The organism is Streptomyces sp. YIM S03343 (genome assembly GCF_054729195.1).
Genome location: NZ_JBPUKX010000003.1, coordinates 108,650 through 131,370, shown reverse-complemented (window position 1 = coordinate 131,370; position 22,721 = coordinate 108,650). Strand labels below are relative to the sequence as shown.

Sequence of the window (22,721 nt, the reverse complement as noted above, 5' to 3'; positions counted from 1 at the left end):
ATTTGTCGCCCGTTCGGCAGCTCGTGCGGGTTCTGTCCTTTCGGGCTCGCGGCTCCTGCGCCGTATGCGATGTCAGTGGTGGCTGCGATCCTGGCGGCATGACCCCTTGGAACCTGCTCGATCTCGACAGAGCCCTGCGCGCCAGTTGGGCTGCCGACACCTGTTCGCCCGACAACCGGGCCGACTGGGAGCCCGGCAATCCGGCCTGGGGGCACTGTGACATCACGGCCTTGGTCGTCAGCGACGTCTTCGGCGGTGATCTCATAGTCGGTGAGGTGCACCTTGACGGGACCCAGCACGGTTTCCACTGGTGGAACCGGCTGCCCAGCGGTATTGAACTCGACCTGACGCGCGAGCAGTTCCAGCTCGGACAGACCGTTACCGCTGCCCGTGTCGTCGAGCGCCCGCCTGGCCCTCTGCCGCACCGCTGGGCGGAGTACCTCCTTCTGCGTGAGCGGGTCATCAAGCACCTCGGTCATCTTCCGGAGCCGGTCTGATGGAGGGCCGCGGTCAGCCCGGCTGGTTCAGCGGGACGACGCCCTGACCGCTAGTGGCCTGGGTCAGCCGCAGCGAGGAGCCTTCCGCCGGTCTTCGAATTCAGGCGGGGTGGAGGCGTCCGCCGGCTCGGTGGGTGGTGACACAGCGCGTGCTTATGCGCTGGTTGGCGGGGTTGCGGAAGCCGTGGGCTGCGCGGGCACGAGCTTGATCACGCGGTTGATCGCTTCACCCTTGGCATTGCTGTGGCCAGTGGCGATGAACGCTGTGATCTCCGGCCACCAGTGGTCCACCCCGGTGGCGAGTTGGCGGCACTTGCCCTGACGGCGGGGTTCGGGCCATGCCTGGCTGACGAGGACGCTGGGCACGCGTATGTCCCGGCCGTCGTTGAGAGCCAGGTGGTGGCGAGCCCATATGTGCCGGTCGTAGTTGTCGATGGCGATCAGCGCACCGGCGTCGTACGGATACGGGATGTTTCATGCGGCCGATGCTCCCGAGCCGCCCACGTACTCGGCGTCGGCCATCTCGGCGCGTGCGGTGGCGAGTTCCTCCGGAGTGAAGGCGCCCTGCTCAGCCAGCCACTCCCGGATCACGGTCCGGGCGGCACGCAGCCGCAGTTCCCGCTCGGCCGCTCCGGCGACGAGCCGCGAGAGCGGGATGCCTCTTCCTCTGCGGCGCCGGCCAGGGCTTCAGACGTCCCGGATGATCACGCGGTCGCCGCAGAGGCGGGTCCAGTCGTCGCGGTCGGAGGTGAGGACGAGGGCGGGGGACGGCGAGCGCAGCGCCATGGCGGCGACCAGGGCGTCGATCGCGTACTTGTGGCCGTGCAGTCCGCCGGCTTCCCTCAGCAGTGTCACAGCCGTGAGCGAGTCCTCCGGTGTGACGGGCTCCAGGCGCAGCCTGGACAGGTACCACTTGAGGCGGGGCATGTCGGTCTTGCCGTGCACCGCTTCGACGACGGTCAGCGCTGAGACACGGACCGGGATGCCTGCCCTGCGGGTCGCCTCGATCCGGGCGGTCAGCGCGCGGTCGTTGGACAGCAGCAGTGAGAGCGCCTGGGAGTCGAGGACGACCGACCGGGGAGTCTCCTCCTTCACGCGGCGTGCTGCCCCTCGGTTCCGGCGTGGCCGAAGAGCTCCCGGGAAGCGGCTTCGATCTCGGCCTCGGTCAGCGGACCGTGCTCGGCCTCCTGAGCGGCAACGATCTCGGCCAGACCGTCCATCTCGAGCTGATGCCGAACGGCGTCAGTGATGTACGACGACACCCCACGCCTACCGGTCCGCTCCCGCAGTACGGCCAGCAGATCGGACGGCAGGGATACGGAGACGTTCTCGGTCTGTCCCGCGCGCTGAGTTGCCATAGCGGCAGTGTACGACAGGGACTATTACAACGTGTCCGGCGGCCTCAGACATCCGGCACCGCGAACGCCCGTCGGCAGTGCACGAGCAACTCACGTACCGCAGGGCTGTGCCCGTTCCTCCAGATCAGAGCGAGCAGCGCCGGTGCTGTGACGTCCTGGATGCTGTGGGCGGTGAGGCGGTCACGGTGGCCCTCGGCCATCGACTCGCTGAGAACGGCGACGCCGAGCCCGCGGGCGGCGAGGTCGGCGATGGCGTCCGCGGCGCTGGCCCGCAGAGCGATCGTCGGATGCAGATTCTGCGCGGCGCAGGCACGGTCGAACACCGTGCGCAGCCCGGTGCCGGGCGGCATACAGACGATGGGATACGCGGCTACGTCCCGCAGAGCCACCTGCTCCAGCCGTGTCAAGGGATGCCCGGCCGGAACCGCTGCGACGAGCCGCTCGCTGATGAGCGTCAGCACTTCCAGCCCCTCGGGGGCGGCGTTCGCGGTTCCGACGAGAGCCAGGTCGACGGTGCCGCCCCGCACCCACTCGACGAGACGGTCGGAGTTGTCTTCCAGCAGCGAGATCTCCACGCCAGGATGTGCGCGGTGGAAGGCGGCGAGCGCGTCGAACAGCGGAGTGAGGGTGCAGCCCGTGACCATCCCCACGGTGAGCCGCCCCCGGATCAGGTCGGTGACCTCACCGACCGCCTGCCCCACCGCCCCGGCGGCGGCCAGCGCGGCGCGGGCGTGCTCGAGCGCGGCCTTTCCCGCGACGGTGAGGGTGGCGGTGCGCGCCGACCGGTCGAAGAGGTCGGCACCGAGCTCCCGCTCCAGCTGGCGGATCTGGGCACTGACGCCGGACTGGCTGATGTGCACCCGCTCGGCCGCCCTGGTGAAGTTCCGCTCCTCGGCGACCGCCACGAAGTATTCCAGCTGCCTCAGCTCCATGACTAAGAATTCTAGCTCCTAGAAAATCCATCTGTTGGACTTCTGATAGCTGGACGACCACGCTGAGAAGCGCCGAAGCACCAAGGCACTGAATCCCGACGCCAGGAGGCACCCGTGCCGGAGTACGAGAAGGCCATGAGGCCCGAGGACATCACCCGGCTGTTCGTCGAACGGTCCAACGCCGGTGACGCGGCCGGGGTCGCCGCGCTCTACGAGGAGGACGCGGTGCTGGCCTACCCGCCCGGCGAACAGACGGTGGGCCGGGAGGCGATCCGTGAACTGTGGGAGAAGGTGCTGGCCGGCCGCCCCCGCTTCCAGCCGGAGCAACCGCTGCCGACGCTGGTCAGCGGGGACATCGCCCTCACCTCGACCCCGCCGAAGGACGGAGCCGGTGCCCGGGCACAGGTCGTCCGACGCCAGCCGGACGGAAGCTGGCTGCGCCTGCTGGACCAGCCGGAGTTCACCCCACCCGCCCACCGGACACCGTGACCCGGTGAGCCCGCGCCGGTGAAATCCCGTCACCGGGCACCTCGCGGACATGGCGATTCAGCTCTACCGCACTGCCGAGGACAACGATCAGTCGGTCGGCGATCTGTTCGCTGGGGACGGCGCCGCAGCGCATGTCGGTCGGCATCGTGCGAAGGCTCGCCGCCCTGGGCCGGGAGCTTACAGGCCCGCAGTACGGTTGGAGCCGCGCGGGCGGCACACCTGCGTGAACGACTTCAGTACACGGCCGTCCTCGCGCCCGTACCCACCAGCCCGTCCACTGGAGCCGCCACGTGACCGACCCGTCCGCCGCACGCGATGCCGCCGTCACCGATCGGCGACGCCTCGCCGGGAGTGCTTACCGCAGTGACCGCGATCTGGCGGCCCGCCAGTCGCTCTACCGGTGGAAGACGCCCCGGTACGACCTTCCCGGCATCGTCGCCGAGCAACTGAACGGTGTGCGGGGGCGGGTGGTCGACGTCGGCTGTGGCAACGGCGAGTACATCGAGCGGCTGCGCCGGGACCGGCCGGACCTCGCGTTGCTGGGCCTCGACATCGCACCAGGGATCCTGGCTGGCGTTCCCGGTCCCGTCGCCGTTGCGGACGCCACCCGGTTGCCGCTGGCCACAGACAGTGTCGGTGCCGCTCTGGCGATGCACATGCTCTACCACGTCCCCGACATCGCCCAGGCGGTCGCGGAGTTGTCCCGAGTCGTCGGCCCGGACGGCGTCGTGATCGTCTCCACCAACAGTGCCCGGGACAAGGCCGAACTCGACGAGCTGTGGCGGCGGGCCGCCGGTCATGTTCTCGGCGTCGGGCAGGGGCCTGCCCGTATCTCCCTCAGTGCTCGGTTCTCGCTGGAGAAGGCACTGGCCTTCATGGGGGAGTCGTTCGGCCGTGTGGAGACCGTGGAGCTGCCCGGTACCGTCACCGTCCGCGACCCCGAGCCGGTCGTCGCGCACATGGCCTCGTACCGGGCGTGGGCGGATCACTACGATGTGCCCTTCGAGGACACGATCGAGCGCGCCCGCGCGATCCTCCTCGCCCACATCGGCCGGTACGGCGCCTTCGAGATCACCTGCCGGGGCGGCATCCTCGTCTGCCGGCGCTGAGCAAGAGGCGGGGCCGGGAACGGCGCGTCCATGGCGTTCCCGGCCCACTGCGGAGCGGGCCCGTCGAGCCCGGGATGCGCTCCAGGTTGGTGCTGAGGACGCCCCTGAGACATCGAAGCCCTCGCCGACCCGCCCCTGCCAGGCGACGTCCTCGCGGATCGGACCGGCCCCGGCCGTCCTCGGCTTCATCGACGTGTCACACGGCGCGGAGAACCGGAGTCGGCTTGATGTCCTGGGCGTCGATGAGTGCGCGGATGTCGTCCGGGTCGGAGGTCCAGATGATCGCACCGAGGCTGGCTGCCATGACCACGACGGTGGCGTCGACGACGTCGGCGGTTCCGGACTTGCCGCAGAGGATGCCCGCGGCCTTGGCGGTCTCCAGGTTCACGGGTACGACATGGCATCCGGCGAGGAACCTGCCGAGCCTCACCTGACGGCGGGAGTCGCGCCATGCCTGGCTGACGACGACGCTGGGCACGTGGATGTCCCGGCCGTCCTCCAGAGCCAGCTGGTGGCGGGCCCACATGCGGCGGTCGTTGTTGTCGATGGCGATCAGCGCACCGGCGTCGTACAAGTACGGGATGTTCACGCGGCCGATGCCCCCGTGCTGCGCAAGTATTCGGCGTCGGCGTCAGCCATCTCGGCGCGGGCAGCGGCGAGCTCCTCCGGAGTGAAGGCGCCCTGCTCGGCCTGCCATTCCTGGATCACGGTCCGGGCGGCACGCAGCCGCAGTTCCCGTTCGGCCGCTCCGGCGACGAGCCGCGAGAGCGGGATGCCCTCTTCCTCGGCGACGCCGGCCAAGGCTTCTACCAGGGACTCGTCGAGAGTGATCGTCACCTTCTTCGTTGCCATACCGGCACCATAGCACGGTATGGCGTACGTAAGGCAGGTTTCGGGCGGTAGAGGGCGCAGGGAGGGGCGAGGGAGCCGGGCCGGCCTCCATCGCGGTGACCTCGCCGAGCCGGCCCTCTGGGTGGTGGTCGAGGACGCCCACGGGATCGGTGATCCAGCCGGAGATCATGACGTCTTGCAGGCCCTCGCCCTGAACTCGGCCATCGGGACCGTTATTTCGGATTCGTCTCCATTGTTCGAGACACTGTCGTAGCGGACCTTTCCCGGGGTGAGGCGGTCCAAGTCGGCCAGGGTGAAGGAGACGTTGGCCGATGACCAGGAGTTGTCCTCGGTCCCGCCGAAGAGGTTGTAGGTGGTCTTGGCGGTGAGCGGTTTGAGGGTTCTGGTCGTGGTCCAGCCGGGGGCAGGTGCATCGAGGGGCCAGGTGGTGAGGCCTCTCGTGAGGGGGTTGTCGGCCGTCCAGGAGCCGACTGTCACCGACTTGTCGGTGTCGGTGCTGTCCACGTAAAGGGTGGCGCCGTCGATGTGATGTCCGCAGACCAGCATGACACCGAGCGGACGGCCGTCGTCGGTCACCGAGATGCCGGCGACCGCATCGATGGGGACCGTGCATCCTGAAGTCGTGGCCAGGGTCACGCCGACCGCGACAGCGCCGATGAGGTGCCGGAGCACCGGGCGTGAAGTGGTTGACCACATGGTGCGCCTTCCTGCCCGGGGCGTATGCGGGCCACTGCCCGGATGGTAGAGGGCGCGTGGTGCCGGGCCACAGCGTCGCTGCCCACCTGTTGCGCGCTCGTTGTTGCCTCGTGGCCAGGACTGGGCCCGTCTGCCGCCGTTCCGGTATGTCCGTGCCGCCGTCCGGCAGTTGCCGCGAGCAGCGGATTCAAGGGTTTCCCCAGACAACCCGGCCACGGCCCCGAAAACCCCCCGCCCCCGGGACATGCTGTCCACGCCGCGCCAGGTGCGGCCGTTCCGTCACCACAACAGCATGGGGGCAGTCCATGACGAATGAAGCGAAGCTTCGGGACTACCTCAAACGGCTCACCGTCGAGCTGCACGACGCCCGCCGCAAGATCACGCAGCTGGAGTCGAGGGACACCGAACCTGTCGCCGTCGTCGGCATGAGCTGCCGCTTGCCCGGTGGCGTCCGCTCGCCCGAGGATTTCTGGGACCTGCTGGTCTCCGGGACCGATGCGATCGGTGAATGGCCCGCCGACCGGGGGTGGGACCTCGATGCCGGGAGCGCCGAGGAGGCCGGAAAGCGGCGGGGCGGGTTCGTCGCCGATGCCGATCGGTTCGATTCCGGTCTGTTCGGGATCTCGCCTCGCGAGGCTCTTGCCATGGACCCCCAGCAGCGGCTGCTGCTCGAGGCCGTCTGGGAGGCCGTCGAGCGGGCCGGTATCGATCCCGGCGCCCTGCGCGGCAGCCGCTCCGGTGTGTTCGTCGGGTGCAGCGACCAGGGGTACACAAGCGGGCTGCGCGAGGTCCCGGACGACGTCCGCGGGCATCTGCTGACCGGTACCTCCATGTCTGTCGTGTCCGGCCGGGTCGCTTACACGCTCGGGCTTGAGGGGCCTGCGGTGACCGTCGACACCGCCTGTTCGTCGTCGCTCGTCGCCCTGCACCTGGCCGCCCAGTCACTACGCTCCGGCGAGTGCTCACTCGCCGTCGTCGGCGGCGTCACCGTCATGTCCAGCCCCGGCGCCTTCATCGAGTTCGGCCAGCAGGGCGGCCTCGCCTCCGACGGGCGTTGCAAGGCCTTCTCCGACGACGCCGACGGCACCGGCTGGGCCGAGGGCGTCGGTGTCATCGTCGTCGAGCGGCTGTCCGATGCGCGGCGGAACGGGCATCAAGTGCTTGCTGTGGTGCGGGGATCCGCCGTCAATCAGGACGGTGCCTCCAATGGGCTCACCGCCCCCAACGGGCCTTCCCAGCAGCGCGTCATCCTTGCCGCCCTCGCCAACGCCGGCGTCCCCGCCACCGAGATCGACGCCGTCGAGGCCCACGGCACCGGTACCGCACTCGGTGACCCGATCGAGGCCCAGGCGCTGCTCGCCACCTACGGGCAAGGGCGTGACTTCGAACGGCCGTTGTGGCTCGGATCCGCCAAGTCGAACATCGGGCACACCCAGGCCGCCGCCGGTGTCGTCGGTGTCATCAAGACCGTCCTCGCGCTGAGGAACGGCGTTCTGCCACCCACCCTGCACGCCGAGCGGCCCTCCTCCCACGTCGACTGGAGCGCGGGCAACGTCCGCCTCCTCACCGAGTCCGTCGCCTGGCCCGAGGCCGACCGTCCGCGCCGCGCGGCCGTCTCCGCCTTCGGCGTCTCCGGCACCAACGCCCACGCCGTCATCGAGCAGGCCCCGGCCGTGGAGACCGTGGCCGACGGTGACTCCGTCCGCCGCGGGCTGCCCGTGCTGCCCTGGGTGCTCTCCGGCAGCGACGAACCCACGTTGCGCGAGCAGGCCGCCCGTCTTGCCGCCCACCTCGCCGATTACACCGAGGACGACGCATACGACGTCGCCTGGTCCCTCGCCAGCGGGCGCGCGGCACTTCCGTACCGGGCCGCTGTCCTCGGTTCCGGTCGTGCGGAGTTGCTGGTTGGGCTCGCCGCTCTCGCGGAGGGGCGCGCCTCGGAGCGGGTCGTCACCGGGAACGCCCAGGGGGAGGGCAAGGTCGCCTTCCTGTTCTCCGGGCAGGGGGCTCAGCGGGTCGGTATGGGGCGGGAGTTGTACGACTCCTGTCCCGTGTTCGCCGAGGCCTTCGACGCCGTGTGCACGGGGCTCGGTGGTGGATTGCGCGATGTTGTTTTTGGCGCTGATGCCGATGAGTTGCATCAGACCGGGTGGACCCAGCCCGCGCTGTTCGCCATTGAGGTCGCCTTGTTCCGGCTCGTGGAGTCGTGGGGCCTCCGGCCGGACTTCCTCGTCGGGCATTCGGTGGGCGAGCTGGCCGCCGCGCATGTCGCCGGGGTGCTTTCGCTTGACGACGCCTGCCGTCTGGTGGCCGCTCGGGGGCGGTTGATGCAGCAACTGCCTTCCGGCGGTGCGATGTTCGCCGTCGAGGCGACCGAGGACGAGGTCACGCCGCTCCTCACCGAAGGCGTCTCGCTCGCCGCCGTCAACGGGCCTCGGTCCGTGGTCGTTTCGGGAGTGGAGGCTGCGGCTTCCGCCGTCGCGGCGGAGATTGCCGCGCACGGGCGACGTACCTCCCGTCTCAGCGTCTCGCACGCCTTCCACTCCCCGCTCATGGAGCCGATGCTCGCCGAGTTCCGCGCCGTCGCGGAGAGCATCGAGTACGGCGAGCCGGGCATCCCCGTCGTGTCGAACGTGACCGGACAGGTCGCGGCGGACGGGGAGTTGGCCTCGCCGGAGTACTGGGTGCGGCATGTCCGTGAGGCCGTCCGCTTCGCCGACGGGGTGCGCGCGCTCGACGAGCAGGGCGTGACCCGGTACGTCGAGATCGGTCCCGACGGCACCCTCACCGCCCTCGCCGCGTCCTGCGTCACCGAGCAGGACAACGCCCTGTTCGTCCCGGTCCTCCGCAAGGACCGCCCCGAGGCCGAGAGCATCACGGCTGCCCTCGGCCGACTGCATGTGCACGGCCGTACCCCCGACTGGCAGGCACTCCTCCCCGGCGCCCGCCGCGTCGACCTCCCGACGTACGCCTTTCGCCGCGACCGCTACTGGATCGAGCGCTCCTACGGCCCCGAGACCGCTCCCGCCGAGAACGCCGGCCTCCGCCACCGGGTGACCTGGCGTCCCGTGACCGGACTGCCCGGCGAGGTACGGCTGACCGGCCGCTGGCTGCTGGTCACCCCCGCCGACCTCGTCGACGACGGCTGGCACGGCGCCCTCACCGAGGCGCTGACCGCCCGCGCCACCGACGTCGTCACCGTGCCCTGCCCCGCCGACGCCGACCGCCTCACCCTGGCCGCACTGCTGACCGAGGCGGCCGGGGACACCCAGGTCGGGGGAGTGGTCTCAGCCCTCGCCCTCACCCCCTCAGAGCGCGCCGGAACCCCGGCGAGCGTCCTCGCCACGGCCCTTCTCGTCCAGGCCCTCGGCGCCGCCGCCGTCACCGCGCCCCTGTGGACCCTCACCCGGGACGCGGTCACCACCGGCGCCGACGACCTCCCGCCGCGTCTCGACCAGGCCGCCGTGTGGGGCCTGGGCCGCGTGGCCGCCCTGGAACACCCTGACCGCTGGGGCGGTCTCGTCGACCTCCCCGCCTCCCTGGATCGTCGTACGGCGTCACGGCTGGCCGCCCTGCTGTCCGGCGCCGCCTTCGGCGAGGACCAGGTCGCCGTGCGGGCCGGGGGCACCGTCCTCGCCCGCCGTCTGACACCGGTCACCGAGACGCCCGCCGACCCCTGGACGCCCACCGGGACGGTCCTGGTCACCGGCGGTACGGGTGTCCTCGGCGCCCGCGTCGCCCGCTGGGCCGCCGAGCAGGGTGCCGAGCGTCTCGTCCTCACCAGCCGTCGTGGTCCGGAGGCCCCCGGTGCCGCCGAGCTGGAGACTGAGATCGCGGCCTTGGGCACCCAAGTCGCCATCGTGACATGCGATATGACGGATCGTGAGGCTGTACGGCACCTGCTTGCCGAGCACCCTGTGGACGCCGTCGTACACACCGCCGGTGTCCTGGAGGACGGCGTCCTCGACGCCCTCACCCCCGAGCAGCTCGACACCGTCGTACGGTCCAAGGTCGACGCCGCCCGCCACCTCGACGAACTGACCCGCGACCGTGACCTCTCGGCCTTCGTGCTCTTCTCCTCCTTCGCAGGCACCGTCGGCTCCGCAGGCCAGGCCAACTACGCCGCCGCCAACGCCATGCTCGATGCCCTCGCCGAGCGTCGGCGAGCTGAGGGGTTGACCGCGACCTCCGTCGCCTGGGGGCCGTGGGCGGGCGGTGGCATGGCCGCCGACTCCGCATCCGAGAACCGGCAGCGCCGTGGCGGGGTGAACCTCCTCGACCCGGTCGCCGGGCTTGACGCCCTCGCCCTGAGCGTGGCCGCGCCCGCCGCCGTCGCGTTCGTCGCCGACATCGACTGGAGCCGGTTCGGCCCGGCCTTCACCGCCGTCCGCACCAGCCCGCTCCTCGCCGAGCTGTACGCGGCGACGGCTGGGGCAGCCGAGCACACCGGCCCTGCCAATGCCCTGCGCGACCGTCTCACCGGCCTCGCCCCGGAGGCCCGGCGCGCCGAACTGCTCGACACCGTGCGGGCACGGGCGGCGGCCGTCCTGGGGTACGTGGGTGCCGAGTTGGTGCCCGCCGATCGGGCGTTCCGTGATCTGGGTGTGGATTCGTTGATCGCGGTCGAGCTGCGGAATGTGCTGGGGGCCGAGTGCGGGGTGCGGCTGCCTGCGACGGTGGTCTTCGACCATCCGACGCCCGCGGCTCTCGCGGACTTCCTGCACGGGGAGTTGGGGGGCGCTGTCGCGGATGCGTCCGCTGTGCCCGTGGTAAGTGCCGTCGCCTCCGATCCTGTGGTGATCGTGGGGATGGCGTGCCGTTTCCCGGGTGGGGTGGAGTCTCCGGAGGGGTTGTGGGGGCTGCTGTCGGAGGGGCGGGACGGGATCGTCGGGTTCCCGACCGACCGTGGCTGGGACCTCGACCTGCTCAACGCGCCTGACGGGCCCTACACCAGCCACACCCGGCTGGGCGGGTTCCTGTCCGATGTCGGGTCCTTCGACGCGGGGTTCTTCGGTGTCTCGCCGCGTGAGGCCCTTGCCATGGATCCGCAGCAGCGGTTGTTGCTGGAGGCGTCGTGGGAGGCGGTGGAGCGGGCGGGGATCGATCCGCGGGTGTTGAGGGGGTCGCGGACGGGGGTGTTCGCGGGGACGAACGGTCAGGACTATCCGGTGTTGTTGTCGTTGTCGGAGGGTGACTTCGGGGGGTACGTGGGGACGGGGAATGCGGCGAGCGTGTTCTCGGGGCGGGTGTCGTATGTGCTGGGCCTGGAGGGTCCGGCGGTGACGGTGGACACGGCCTGTTCCTCCAGCCTCGTCGCTCTTCATCTCGCCGCGCAGTCGTTGCGGGCGGGTGAGTGTGATCTGGCGTTGGCGGGTGGTGTGACGGTGATGTCGACGCCCGGTGCGTTCGTGGAGTTCAGCCGTCAGGGCGGCCTTGCGGGGGATGGGCGGTGCAAGGCGTTCGCGGAGGGTGCGGACGGTACGGGGTGGGGTGAGGGTGTGGGTGTGCTGCTGGTGGAGCGGCTGTCCGACGCCCGCCGCAACGGGCACCCTGTCCTTGCGGTGGTTGCGGGGTCTGCGGTCAATCAGGACGGTGCGTCGAACGGTCTGACGGCGCCGAACGGGCCCTCCCAGCAGCGGGTGATCCGCGCCGCCCTGGCCAGTGCCGGGCTAACCCCGGGCGACATCGACGCTGTCGAAGCACACGGGACGGGTACGGCGCTGGGCGACCCGATCGAGGCGCAGGCGCTGCTGGCCACCTACGGGCAGGACCGGACCGGGGACCGGCCGTTGTGGCTGGGCTCGGTGAAGTCGAACATCGGTCACACGCAGGCTGCCGCCGGTGTGGCGGGCGTGATCAAGATGGTGCTGGCCCTGCGCAACGGGGTCCTCCCGGCCACTTTGCATGTGGATGAGCCGTCGTCGCATGTGGACTGGGGGGCGGGCGAGGTCCGGCTGCTGACCGAGGCGGTCGACTGGCCCGACACGGGCCAGTATCCGCGCCGGGCGGGTGTGTCCTCGTTCGGATTGAGCGGCACGAACGCCCACGTCGTGCTGGAACAAGCGCCTGACGAGACCGAAGCCCGCGAGATTCCCCGGCCGCTCCCGGTGATCCCGTGGGTGGTGTCGGGCCAGGGTGCGGACGCCCTCCGCGACCAGGCCGCACGCCTCCTCGTCCACCTCCAGGACCACCCCGACCTCGACCCGGTGACCGTCGGCCTGTCCCTGGCCACCAGCCGCACCGCGTTCGAGAACCGCGCGGTGATCCGCGGCACGGACCGTGAGGAACTCCTCGCCGGACTGGCCGCCGTGGCCCAGGACGACGCCCAGCCGACCACCGCTGGTGACGGCAAACTCGCCTTCCTCTTCTCCGGGCAGGGCTCACAACGCCTCGGCATGGGCCGGGAGCTGTACGACGCCTACCCCGTCTTCGCCGACGCCTTCGACGATGTCTGCGCACACCTCGACAGTGACCTGAAGGCCGTCGTCTACGGCACCGACACCGATGAGCTGAACCAGACCGGCTGGACCCAGCCCGCCCTCTTCGCGATCGAGGTCGCCCTGTTCCGCCTGGTCGAATCCTGGGGTGTCCGCCCCGACTACCTGATCGGCCACTCGGTCGGCGAACTGGCCGCCGCACACGTCGCCGGAGTCCTCACCCTCGCCGACGCCTGCCGCTTAGTCTCCGCCCGTGGCCGTCTGATGCAGCAACTGCCCACCGGCGGTGCGATGTTCGCCCTGGAGGCTACCGAGGCCGAGGTGACGCCTCTCCTCACCGAAGACGCGGCGATCGCGGCGATCAACGGCCCCCGCTCCACAGTGATTTCCGGCGCCGACGCCGCAACGGAGGCCATCGCAACCGAGATGGCGACGCTGGGCCGCCGCACCACCCGCCTCCGCGTCTCCCACGCCTTCCACTCCCCGCTCATGGAACCGATGCTCGCCGACTTCCGCACGGTCGCCGAGAGCATCACCTACGACGAGCCACGCATCCCGGTGATCTCGAATCTCTCCGGACAGGTCGCCGCCGCAGGGGAGTTGGCCTCGGCCGACTACTGGGTCCGCCATGTCCGCGAGGCCGTCCGGTTCGCCGACGGAGTCAAGGCGCTGGAAGAACGCGGTGTCCGCCGCTTCCTGGAACTCGGCCCCGACGGCACCTTGACCGCCCTCGCCGGTTCTACGATCACCGGCGGCGAGAACACGATCCTCGTCCCCACCCTCCGCAAGGACCGCCCCGAGCCGGAAGCCCTGGTCACCGCCCTCGCCAAGGTGTACGCGCACGGTGTGGCCGTCGACTGGTCCGCCCTCTTTGCCGGCACCGCCGCCCACCTCGTCCAGTTGCCCACCTACGCCTTCCAGCGCGAGCGCTACTGGCCCGAGGTCGCCCACCCCACCACCACTGCCACCGCCGCCAACCCCCTGGAAGCCGGCTTCTGGGAGGCCGTGGAGAGTGGTGACGCCCGTGACCTCGCCGAAGTCCTGGGCGTCGACGAGCAGGAACTCGACTCCGTCGTACCGGCGTTGTCCTCCTGGCGGCGCGGCGCGGCCGAGCGGACCCGGGCCGACGGCTGGCGTTACCGGGTCACCTGGGAGCCGCTCACCGTCCCCACCACCGCCCCCGACACCGCTCGCCGCCGCCTCCTGCTCCAGCCCGAGGGCGCCGACGAACTCCTCCCCGGCATCGAGGAATTCCTGCCCTGCATCGAGCGCATCACCTACGACCCGCAGGCCGACCGAGCCACCCTCGCCGCAACCATGGCCGCAGCGGTCACCGGAGACGCCCCGATCGCAGCCGTCCTCGCCCGCCCCACCGACACCACCGCCGCCCTCACCCTCGTCCAAGCCCTCGGCGACGCCGACCTCACCGCCCCCCTCTGGCTCCTCACCCAGGCCGCCGTGGCCGCCGGCACGGCATCCGAGGGTGTCGTCGACCCCGCCCAGGCGGCCCTCTGGGGCTTCGGCCGCGTCGCAGCGCTGGAACACCCCGACCGCTGGGGCGGCCTCCTCGACCTTCCCACCCGCCCCGACCGCCGCACCCTGACCACCCTCGCCGCGTTCGTCACCGATGGCACCGATGACGCGGCGGCCACCGGCACCACCGCCACCACCGAGGACCAGCTCGCGATCCGCGCCGCCGACGCCTACGCCCGCCGCCTCACCCACGCCACACCGCCCGCCAACAAGAACAAGGACTGGCAGGCCCCCGCCCGGGTCCTGATCACCGGCGGCACCGGAGGTCTCGGCGCCCACCTGGCCCGCTGGCTGATCGCCCGAGGCGCCACCCACCTCACCCTCACCAGCCGCCGAGGCCCGAACGCCCCCGGCGCCGCCGACCTCACCGCCGAACTCGAAGCCCTGGGCGCCGAAGTCGCCGTAGTCGCCTGCGACATGGCCGACTACGACGCCGTAGCCACCCTCCTGAACGACCACCCCACCGACGCGATCTTCCACGCCGCGGGCATCCTCGACGACGACCTCATCGACCGCCTCACCCCCGCCCGCACCACCGCCGTCCTGGCCGCCAAGGCCACGGCCGCCGACCATCTCGACTCCCTCACCCGCGACAGCGATCTCACCGCCTTCGTCGTCTTCTCCTCCATAGCCGGTGTCTGGGGCAGCGGAGGCCAGTCCGCCTACGCGGCGGCCAACGCCCACCTCGACGCCCTCGTCGAACGCCGACGCGCCCGGGGCCAGGCCGGTACCGCCGTCGCCTGGGGGCCCTGGGGCGAGAGCGGTATGGCGGCCGACGCGGAGGCGCAGGAGTTGCTGCGACGCCGGGGGCTGCGCCCGCTGGAGTCCGGGGCGGCGCTGAGTGCGCTGGGCAGGGCGCTGGAGCTGGGCGATGCGGCAATCGTCGTAGCGGATGTGGAGTGGGAGCGGTTCGCGCCCGCGTTCACCACCGGGCGGGCGAGCCCGCTGCTGTCCGGCCTGCCTGAGGTCGCCGAGGCGCTGAGCGCGAACGGGACCGCCCAGGCCGGTGTCAATCGCGCCGGTGCCGCCCTGCGCGACCGGCTCTCCGGGCTGCCGGCCGGCGAACGCGACGCCGAACTCGTAGCCCTGGTACGGGAACATGCCGCCGCCGTGCTCGGGCACTCTGGTGCCACCGCCGTGGCCGCCGGGCGGACCTTCCGTGAGCTGGGCTTCGACTCCCTCACCGCCGTGGAACTGCGCGACGCGCTGACCGGCGCCACCGGCGTTCCGCTGCCGTCCACGCTCGTCTTCGACCACCCGACCCCGCTGACCGTCGCGACCCGCCTGAGCGGCGAACTCTTCGGCACCGCAGCCGTCGTGGAAGACAAAGTCAGCACCGTCACCGACACAGACCCCGTCGTCATCGTCGGCATGGGCTGCCGGCTGCCCGGCGGTGTCGCCGGGCCCGAGGATCTGTGGCGGGTCGTCGCCGAGGGGCTCGACACCGTATCCGGATTCCCGGAGGACCGGGGCTGGGACCTCGACACGCTGCTCGCCGCCAGCGACACCGCCTCCGGCGGGTTCCTGCCGGAGGCGTCCGGGTTCGACGCGGCCTTCTTCGGTATCTCGCCCCGTGAGGCCCTCGCGATCGACCCGCAGCAGCGGCTGATTCTGGAGACCTCCTGGGAGGCCCTGGAGCGCGGTGGAATCGACCCCACCGGCCTCAAGGGCACCCGCACCGGCGTCTTTGTCGGCGCCGGGGCCTCCGGCTATGGCTCGGGCCTGACCGAGGTGCCCGAGGGGCTCGGTGGACATCTGCTGACGGGTGGCGCCGGAAGCGTCGTCTCCGGGCGGGTCTCGTACGCCCTCGGGCTGGAGGGCCCGGCGGTGACGGTGGACACCGCGTGCTCGTCGGCGCTCGTCGCGCTCCACCTCGCCGTGCAGTCGCTGCGCTCCGGTGAGTGCGATCTGGCGCTCGCCGGTGGTGTCACGGTCATGGCGAACCCCGGCGCGTTCGTCGAGTTCAGCCTCCAGGGCGGGCTCGCGCCCGACGGCCGCTGCAAGGCGTTCGCCGACGGCGCCGACGGGACTGGCTGGTCGGAGGGTGTCGGCGTGCTCGTCGTGGAGCGGCTGTCCGACGCGCGGCGGCACGGGCACCGGGTGCTCGCCGTCGTACGGGGTACGGCGGTCAACCAGGACGGTGCCTCCAACGGGCTCACCGCGCCCAACGGCCCCTCCCAGCAGCGGGTCATCCGCGCCGCCCTCGCCTCCGCCGGACTCACCCCGGCCGACGTGGACGCCGTCGAGGCACACGGCACCGGGACCGTCCTCGGCGACCCGATCGAGGCACAGGCCGTGCTCGCGACCTACGGGCAGGACCGGCCCGCCGACCGGCCGCTGTGGCTCGGGTCGGTCAAGTCGAACATCGGACACACCCAGGCCGCCGCCGGTGCCGCCGGGATCATCAAGATGGTCCTCGCCATCGAGGCGGGCGTCCTGCCGCGCACCCTGCACGCCGACACGCCCACCTCGCGCGTCGACTGGGGCTCGGGCGACGTACGGCTGCTCACCGAGTCGCAGGAGTGGCCGGACAGCGGCCGTCCGCGCCGCGCCGGTGTCTCCGCCTTCGGTGTCAGCGGTACGAATGCCCACGTCGTCATCGAGCAGGCCCCGGCGACCGAAGAGGCTACGCCCGCCACCGCGCCGGCACCCCTCACACCGTGGGTACTGTCCGCCCGCAGCGCCGCCGCCCTGCGCGGGCAGGCCGCCCGCCTCCTCGCCCACGCCGAGGCGCACCCCGGCCTCGCCCCCGCCGACCTCGCCCGCGCCCTCGTCACCACCCGCCCCGCCGGCTTCGAGCACCGGGCCGTCGTCACCGGCATCGACCGGGCGGACCTGCTTGAGGCGCTGGCCGCCGCAGCCGCCGGTGAGAACCACGCCGGGACCGTCACCGGCGACACCCTCACCGAGGGCACCACCGCGTTCCTCTTTGCCGGTCAGGGCACCCAACGCCCTGGCATGGGACGCGAGCTGTACGCCGCCTTCCCCGTCTACGCCGACGCCTTCGACGCCGTATGCGCCCACTTCGACGGCCAGTTGGACCACCCGCTCCACGAAGTCGTCCTCAGCGACGACGAGAACGGCACGACCGGCGTCCTCCTCGACCGCACCGAATACGCCCAGCCCGCCCTCTTCGCCCTCGAAGTCGCGCTGTACCGGCTCGTCGAGTCCTGGGGTGTACGGCCCGACCACCTCCTCGGGCACTCCGTCGGTGAACTGGCCGCCGCGCATGTCGCGGGCGTGTTCTCGCTCCCCGACGCCTGCCGACTGGTCGCCGCCCGTGGCCGTCTTATGCAGCAACTGCCGCCCGGCGGAGCCATGGTGGCCCTCCAGGCCGCCGAGGACGAGGTACTGCCCCTGCTGGCCGGACGCGAGGACGAGATCGGCCTCGCATCCCTCAACGGCCCCCGCTCCATCGTGGTCGCGGGCGACGAGGACGCCGTGCTCTCCGTCGCCGGCTACTTCGCCGCCCAGGGCCGCAAGACGACCCGGCTGCGGGTCTCCCACGCCTTCCACTCGCCCCGCATGGAGCCGATGCTGGACGGCTTCCGGGCCGTCGCCGAGAGCGTCGTCTACGGCGAACCGCGCATCCCGGTCGTCTCCGACACCACCGGCGAGCCCGCCACGGCCGCCGAACTCACCTCGCCCGACTACTGGGTCCGCCAAGTCCGGCAGGCCGTCCGGTTCGCCGACGGAGTCAGGACGCTGGAGGAGCACGGCGTCACCCGCTACCTCGAACTCGGCCCCGACGCCACCCTCACCGCCCTCACCCGCGGCTGCTGGGAGTCGTACAGCCATCTCGCCGTGCCCGCCCTGCCCGATCGCCGCGACCACCGTGACGGGCGCGGCGGACGTGACGAACGCTCCGAACCGGTCGCCCTCGTCGCCGCCGTGGGCGCTCTGTTCACCCGAGGCGCCTCTGTCGACTGGTCGGCGCTGCTGGATTCGATCAGCCCGGGTGGACACCAAGTCCCGCTGCCCACATACGCGTTCCAGCACCGTTCCTACTGGCTCGACACTCCCGCGGGAGCTCGCTACGGCGATCCTGCCTCCGCCGGTCTCCTCGACGCGGATCACCCGCTGCTCGCGGCCGTCGTCCCGCCCGCCGACGGCGGCGAACTCGTCCTCACCGGACGCCTGTCCGCCCACACCCAGTCCTGGCTCGGCGGCCACCGCATCGGCGGCTCGGCAGTCGTGCCGAGCACCGCGTTCCTCGAACTCGCCCTGCGCGCCGGGGAGTATTCGGGCTGCGCGTACGTGCGTGAACTCGTCCTGGAGGCCCCGCTGGTGCTTCCCGAGCGCGGCGGTGTCCACCTCCAGCTCAGGGTGGCGGAGCCCGACGCGCTCGGCACGCGCACCTTCGGGGTGTACGGCCGCGGCGACGACGCGGATGCCGACGGAGCCGACGGATCCTGGACCCGGCACGCCGGGGGCATCCTCGGTGCTCGTGAACCCGCCTCCCCTGTAAGGGAGTTCGACTTCGGCGCCTGGCCGCCACCGGGCGCCGAACCCCTGGACATCGACGGCCTCTACGACCGTCTCGCCGCCGTCGGTCTCGACTACGGGCCCGTCTTCCGCGGCCTGCGCGCCGCCTGGCAGACGCAGGAGCAGGAGCAGGACGGTATCGCCGTCTACGCCGAAGTAGTCCTCCCCGAGGACGCCGCAGCCGACGCCGCACGCTTCGACCTGCACCCGGCGCTCCTCGACGCCGCCCTCCACCCCCTCGGCCTCGGTGTCTTCGACGGCTTCGGCGACGGACGCGTCCTGTTCTCCGTCACCGACGCCTCTTTCCACGCGACCGGCGCCACCACCCTCTTCGTCCGCCTCACCCGAAGCGGACCCGACACCCTGACCCTCCAGGCAGCCGATGCCATCGGCGAGCCCGTCCTCACCGTCGGCGCGCTGCTGATGCGCCCGGTCGACCAGCAGTCGGTAGCCGACCCGAGCGCCCCAGCCGCCCCGGCCGCCGCCGCTCCGAAGAACGGCAAGACCCCCACCCGGACCCCCACCCGGACTTCGACCCGCCGCACAGCCGCCCGCACCCAACCTCCCGGCACCCTCCTCGAACGCCTCGCCGCCCGCCCTGCCGCCGACCGCACCCGAGCCCTGCTCGGCACGGTCCGCACCGAGGTCGCCGCCGTCCTCGGCTACGACGGCCCCGCCGACGTCGAACCCGCCCGCTCCTTCTCCGACCTGGGCTTCACCTCTCTCACCTCCGTCGAACTGCGCGACCGCCTAGGCACCGCGCTCGGTGTGGCGCTCCCGGCCACCCTCGTCTTCGACCACCCCACCCCGAACGCCCTCGCCCAGCACCTCGACACCGACCTCTTCGGCACCGCAGCCGATCTCGGCGACACTCTCCCGCGCCCGGTGTCCACCGACGACGACCCGATCGTCATCGTCGGCATGGCCTGCCGCTACCCCGGCGGTGTCCGCACCCCCGAAGACCTGTGGGACCTCGTCGTCGCCGGGGCCGACGGCATCTCCCCGTTGCCCACCGACCGCGACTGGCACCCCGAGACCCTGTACCACCCGGACCCCGACCACCCCGGCACCGTCTACACCCGCGAGGGCGGCTTCCTGCACGACGCCAGCCGCTTCGACCCGGCGTTCTTCAACATCTCGCCGCGCGAGGCCCTCGCCATGGACCCCCAGCAGCGGCTGCTCCTCGAGACGTCCTGGGAGGCCCTGGAGCGGGCCGGTGTCGACCCGGCCGCCGCGCGCGGCAGCCGTACCGGTGTGTTCGCCGGCGTGACCTACCAGGACTACGTCACGATCCTGGCCGCCGCCGAGGACAGCGTCGAGGGCTATGTCGGCACCGGCAACTCGCCCAGCGTGCTGTCCGGCCGTATCTCCTACGCCCTCGGCCTGGAGGGCCCGGCGGTGTCCGTCGACACCGCTTGCTCGTCCTCGCTCGTCGCCCTGCACCTGGCCGCGCAGGCGCTGCGCCAGGGCGAGTGCACGCTCGCTCTCGCGGGCGGTGTGACCGTGATGTCGACGCCGGGCTCGCTCATCGAGTTCAGCCGCCAGCGCGCCCTCGCCCCCGACGGCCGCTGCAAGCCGTTCTCCGTGGATGCCGACGGCGCCAGTTGGGCCGAGGGCGTCGGCATGCTCGTCCTGGAACGCCTCTCCGACGCCCGCCGAGGCGGTCACCCCGTGCTGTCCGTGCTGCGCGGCAGCGCCCTCAACCAGGACGGCGCCTCCAACGGCCTCACCGCCCCCAGCGGACCCTCGCAGCAGCGGGTGATCCGGCAGGCGCTCGCCGCGGCCGGACTCGCCCCGGGCGAGGTGGACGCCGTAGAGGCACACGGTACGGGGACGACGCTGGGCGACCCGATCGAGGCGCAGGCGCTGATCGCGGTGTACGGGCAGGACCGGGCCGAGGACCGGCCGCTGTGGCTGGGCTCCCTGAAGTCCAACATCGGCCACAGCCAGGCCGCCGCGGGTGTCGGCGGCATCATCAAGATGGTCATGGCGATCCGCGAGGGCGTCCTGCCCCGCACCCTCTACGCCGACACGCCCACCCCGCACGTCGACTGGAGCGCGGGCGACGTACGGCTGCTGACGGAGCAGCGGGACTGGCCGGAGACCGGCCGCCCGCGCCGCGCCGGTGTCTCGGCCTTCGGCATGAGCGGCACCAACGCCCACGTCATCGTCGAGCAGGCGCCCGCAGTCGTAGAGACGCGGCAGACCCCCGACGGCGCCCCTGTCTTCGCCCCCGCCCTCCCCCTCGTCCCGACCCTCCTGTCCGGCCGTACCGAGGCCGCCCTACGCGACCAGGCTGCCCGGCTTCGCGCCCACCTCCTAGCGCACCCCGGCACCGAACTCGCCGACATCGGCCACGCCCAGGCCACCACGCGCCCGGCGTTCGAGCACCGCGCCGCCGTCCTCGCCGACGGCCCCGAAGCGCTCGACGAGGCCCTTGCCGCCCTGGCCGCCGAAGGCCCCGGCGCCGTACTCCCCGGCGTGGTCACCGCGGCGGCCCTCAGCACCTCCGAACCCGTCCTTGTCTTCCCCGGCCAGGGTGCCCAGTGGACCGGCATGGCCCGCGAACTCCTCGACCAGTCACCGGTGTTCGCCGCGCTCGTCGCCGACTGCGAACGTGCCCTCGCGCCCCATGCCGACTGGTCGCTGACCGCCGTCCTGCGTGGCGACGAGGACGCGGCCGACCTCGGCAGGGTGGATGTCGTCCAGCCCGCGCTGTGGGCCGTGATGGTCGCCCTCGCCGGACTGTGGCGCTCCCTCGGCGTCGTCCCGGCGGCCGTCGTCGGGCACTCGCAGGGCGAGATCGCCGCCGCGTGCGTCGCCGGGGCGCTGTCCCTCGACGACGGCGCGCGGGTCGTCGCCCTGCGCAGCCGCGCCATCGTCGAGATCGCCGGGACCGGCGGCATGATGTCCGTGCCGCTCACCGCCGACGAGACCCGCGCCCGGATGGCCCCCTGGGCCGACCGGCTCGCGATCGCCGCCGTCAACGGGCCCGCATCCGCGGTGGTCTCGGGCGACGCGGACGCGCTGGACGAACTGTTCACCGTCCTCACCGAGGACGGCGTCCGCGCCCGCAAGGTCGCCGTCGACTACGGCTCCCACTCTCCGCAGGTCGAGCCCATCCGCGCGACCGTCCTCGACGCCCTCGCCGGGATCGAGCCGCGCGCCGCCGAGATCCCGTTCCGCTCCTCCCTCACCGGCGACTGGCAGGACACCACCGGCCTCGACCCGGAGTACTGGTACACCAACCTACGTGAGACCGTCCGCTTCGAGGAGGCCGTGCGCGGGCTGATCGCCGAAGGGCACCGCACGTTCATCGAGGTCGGCCCGCACCCCGTGCTCGCCGTCGGACTGCGCGAGACCCTCGACGACACAGCCGGCAACGACGGTACCGACGGCGTGGTCCTCGGCTCGCTGCGCCGCGACAAGGGCGGCCTCGACCAGTTCCTCACCTCCGTCGCCGAGGCCCATGTCCAGGGCGTGGCCGTCGACTGGGCCGCCGTCTTCGCCGGGACCGGCGCCCGGCCCGCCGATGTGCCGACCTACCCGTTCCAGGAGCAGCGGTACTGGCCGACCGTACGGCAGCCCGGTGACACCGAGTCGTCCGCCGCCCTGTCGGACCCGGTCGAGGCGCGGTTCTGGGAGACCGTCGACCAGGGCGACCCCGGCGCCCTCGCCGACGCCCTCGACCTGCCCGCCGACGCCCCGCTGAGCGCTGTACTCCCCGCGCTGGCCGACTGGCGGCGCGTGAGCCGGGCCCGCTCCGTCACCGAGTCCTGGCGCTACGGCGTCGGCTGGACGCCGCTCACCAGCAGCGCCGCGGGGACCCTGACCGGCACGTGGCTCCTGGTGGCGCCCACCGGGTACGACGCGTCCGTCACGGCCGTACGGCAGGCGCTGACCGGCGGCGGCGCGCGTGATGTACGGCTGGTCACCGTGCCCGACGGCGCCATCGACCGGACCGCGCTCGCCGAACTCCTGACAGCGGAAGAGCTGTCCGAGGTGACCGGGATCTTGTCCCTCCTCGCCCTCGACGAGCGCCCGCACCCCGACCACCCAGCCCTCCCACAGGGCCTCGCCGGCACCCTCGCCCTCGTCCAGGCCCTCGGCGACGCAGCACTCGACGCCCCGCTGTGGTGCGCCACGCGCGGCGCGGTCGCCGTGTCCGCCTCCGTCTCAGCCTCTGCCTCTGCCTCTGCCTCGGAGACGGTCACCGCGCCCGGCCAGGCGCTGGTCTGGGGCTTCGGCCGGGTCGCCGCCCTCGAACACTCCGAGCGCTGGGGCGGTCTCATCGACCTGCCCGCCGACCTCGACACCCGTACCGCCATCCGGC

At 72.1% G+C, this 22,721-nt stretch carries 11 protein-coding genes (1 of these 11 cut by a window edge); 4 read left to right on the top strand and 7 right to left on the bottom strand.

Annotated features, from left to right (window positions below):
- The first annotated feature begins 98 nt into the window (after positions 1-98).
- A complete protein-coding gene (locus ACSYGN_RS40880; protein WP_460405968.1) occupies positions 99-497 on the top strand; it encodes a YunG family protein in 399 nt (132 codons plus the stop codon).
- 153 nt (positions 498-650) lie between these two features.
- On the opposite strand, the gene ACSYGN_RS40875 is transcribed toward ACSYGN_RS40880, so the two are convergent.
- From ACSYGN_RS40875 to ACSYGN_RS40860, 4 genes are all read right to left on the bottom strand, one after another.
- Positions 651-863 (bottom strand): hypothetical protein, encoded by a 213-nt coding sequence (locus ACSYGN_RS40875; RefSeq protein ID WP_460405966.1) that lies wholly within the window; start codon positions 861-863, stop codon positions 651-653.
- A gap of 321 nt (positions 864-1,184) precedes the next feature.
- Positions 1,185-1,592, bottom strand: a complete 408-nt coding sequence (locus ACSYGN_RS40870; RefSeq protein ID WP_460405964.1) for a type II toxin-antitoxin system VapC family toxin — start codon at positions 1,590-1,592, stop codon at positions 1,185-1,187.
- Positions 1,589-1,855, bottom strand: a complete 267-nt coding sequence (locus ACSYGN_RS40865; RefSeq protein WP_460405962.1) for a ribbon-helix-helix domain-containing protein — start codon at positions 1,853-1,855, stop codon at positions 1,589-1,591. Before ACSYGN_RS40865 ends, ACSYGN_RS40870 begins: the two co-directional genes overlap by 4 nt.
- Positions 1,856-1,899: 44 nt before the next feature.
- Positions 1,900-2,787 (bottom strand): LysR family transcriptional regulator, encoded by an 888-nt coding sequence (locus ACSYGN_RS40860; RefSeq protein ID WP_460405960.1) that lies wholly within the window; start codon positions 2,785-2,787, stop codon positions 1,900-1,902.
- A gap of 114 nt (positions 2,788-2,901) precedes the next feature.
- On the opposite strand from ACSYGN_RS40860, the gene ACSYGN_RS40855 reads away from it, so the two are divergent.
- Together ACSYGN_RS40855 and ACSYGN_RS40850 are read left to right on the top strand one after the other, a co-directional pair.
- Positions 2,902-3,276, top strand: coding sequence for a YybH family protein (locus ACSYGN_RS40855; protein WP_460405958.1), 375 nt, complete (start codon positions 2,902-2,904; stop codon positions 3,274-3,276).
- A 290-nt stretch (positions 3,277-3,566) separates the two neighbouring features.
- Complete coding sequence (locus ACSYGN_RS40850) at positions 3,567-4,385, top strand: class I SAM-dependent methyltransferase (RefSeq protein WP_460405956.1); 819 nt, start codon at positions 3,567-3,569, stop codon at positions 4,383-4,385.
- Between the two features lie 196 nt (positions 4,386-4,581).
- Here the strand turns inward: ACSYGN_RS40850 and ACSYGN_RS40845 are convergent, their stop codons facing one another.
- The 3 genes from ACSYGN_RS40845 to ACSYGN_RS40835 form a co-directional block, all read right to left on the bottom strand.
- On the bottom strand, positions 4,582-4,974 hold the full coding sequence (locus ACSYGN_RS40845) for a PIN domain-containing protein (RefSeq protein WP_460405954.1): 393 nt from the start codon (positions 4,972-4,974) through the stop codon (positions 4,582-4,584).
- Complete coding sequence (locus ACSYGN_RS40840; protein ID WP_460405952.1) at positions 4,971-5,237, bottom strand: hypothetical protein; 267 nt, start codon at positions 5,235-5,237, stop codon at positions 4,971-4,973. Before ACSYGN_RS40840 ends, ACSYGN_RS40845 begins: the two co-directional genes overlap by 4 nt.
- Positions 5,238-5,402: 165 nt before the next feature.
- Complete coding sequence (locus ACSYGN_RS40835) at positions 5,403-5,933, bottom strand: hypothetical protein (protein WP_460405950.1); 531 nt, start codon at positions 5,931-5,933, stop codon at positions 5,403-5,405.
- Positions 5,934-6,238: 305 nt separating this feature from the next.
- Here ACSYGN_RS40835 and ACSYGN_RS40830 point away from each other — a divergent pair, with 305 nt between their 5' ends.
- Positions 6,239-22,721: the 5' portion of a type I polyketide synthase gene (locus ACSYGN_RS40830; RefSeq protein ID WP_460405948.1), read on the top strand. Its footprint extends 7,916 nt past the window's final position; the window shows 16,483 of its 24,399 coding nt (coding positions 1-16,483); it begins with the start codon at positions 6,239-6,241; its stop codon lies beyond the right edge, outside the window.

Excerpts from the sequence above, each read along its gene's own strand:
- ACSYGN_RS40880 (WP_460405968.1), top strand. The coding sequence starts at position 99 with ATGACCCCTTGGAACCTGCTCGATCTCGACAGAGCCCTGCGCGCCAGT.
- ACSYGN_RS40865 (WP_460405962.1), bottom strand. The coding sequence starts at position 1,855 with ATGGCAACTCAGCGCGCGGGACAGACCGAGAACGTCTCCGTATCCCTG.
- ACSYGN_RS40860 (WP_460405960.1), bottom strand. The coding sequence starts at position 2,787 with ATGGAGCTGAGGCAGCTGGAATACTTCGTGGCGGTCGCCGAGGAGCGG.
- ACSYGN_RS40835 (WP_460405950.1), bottom strand. The coding sequence starts at position 5,933 with ATGTGGTCAACCACTTCACGCCCGGTGCTCCGGCACCTCATCGGCGCT.
- ACSYGN_RS40840 (WP_460405952.1), bottom strand. The coding sequence starts at position 5,237 with ATGGCAACGAAGAAGGTGACGATCACTCTCGACGAGTCCCTGGTAGAA.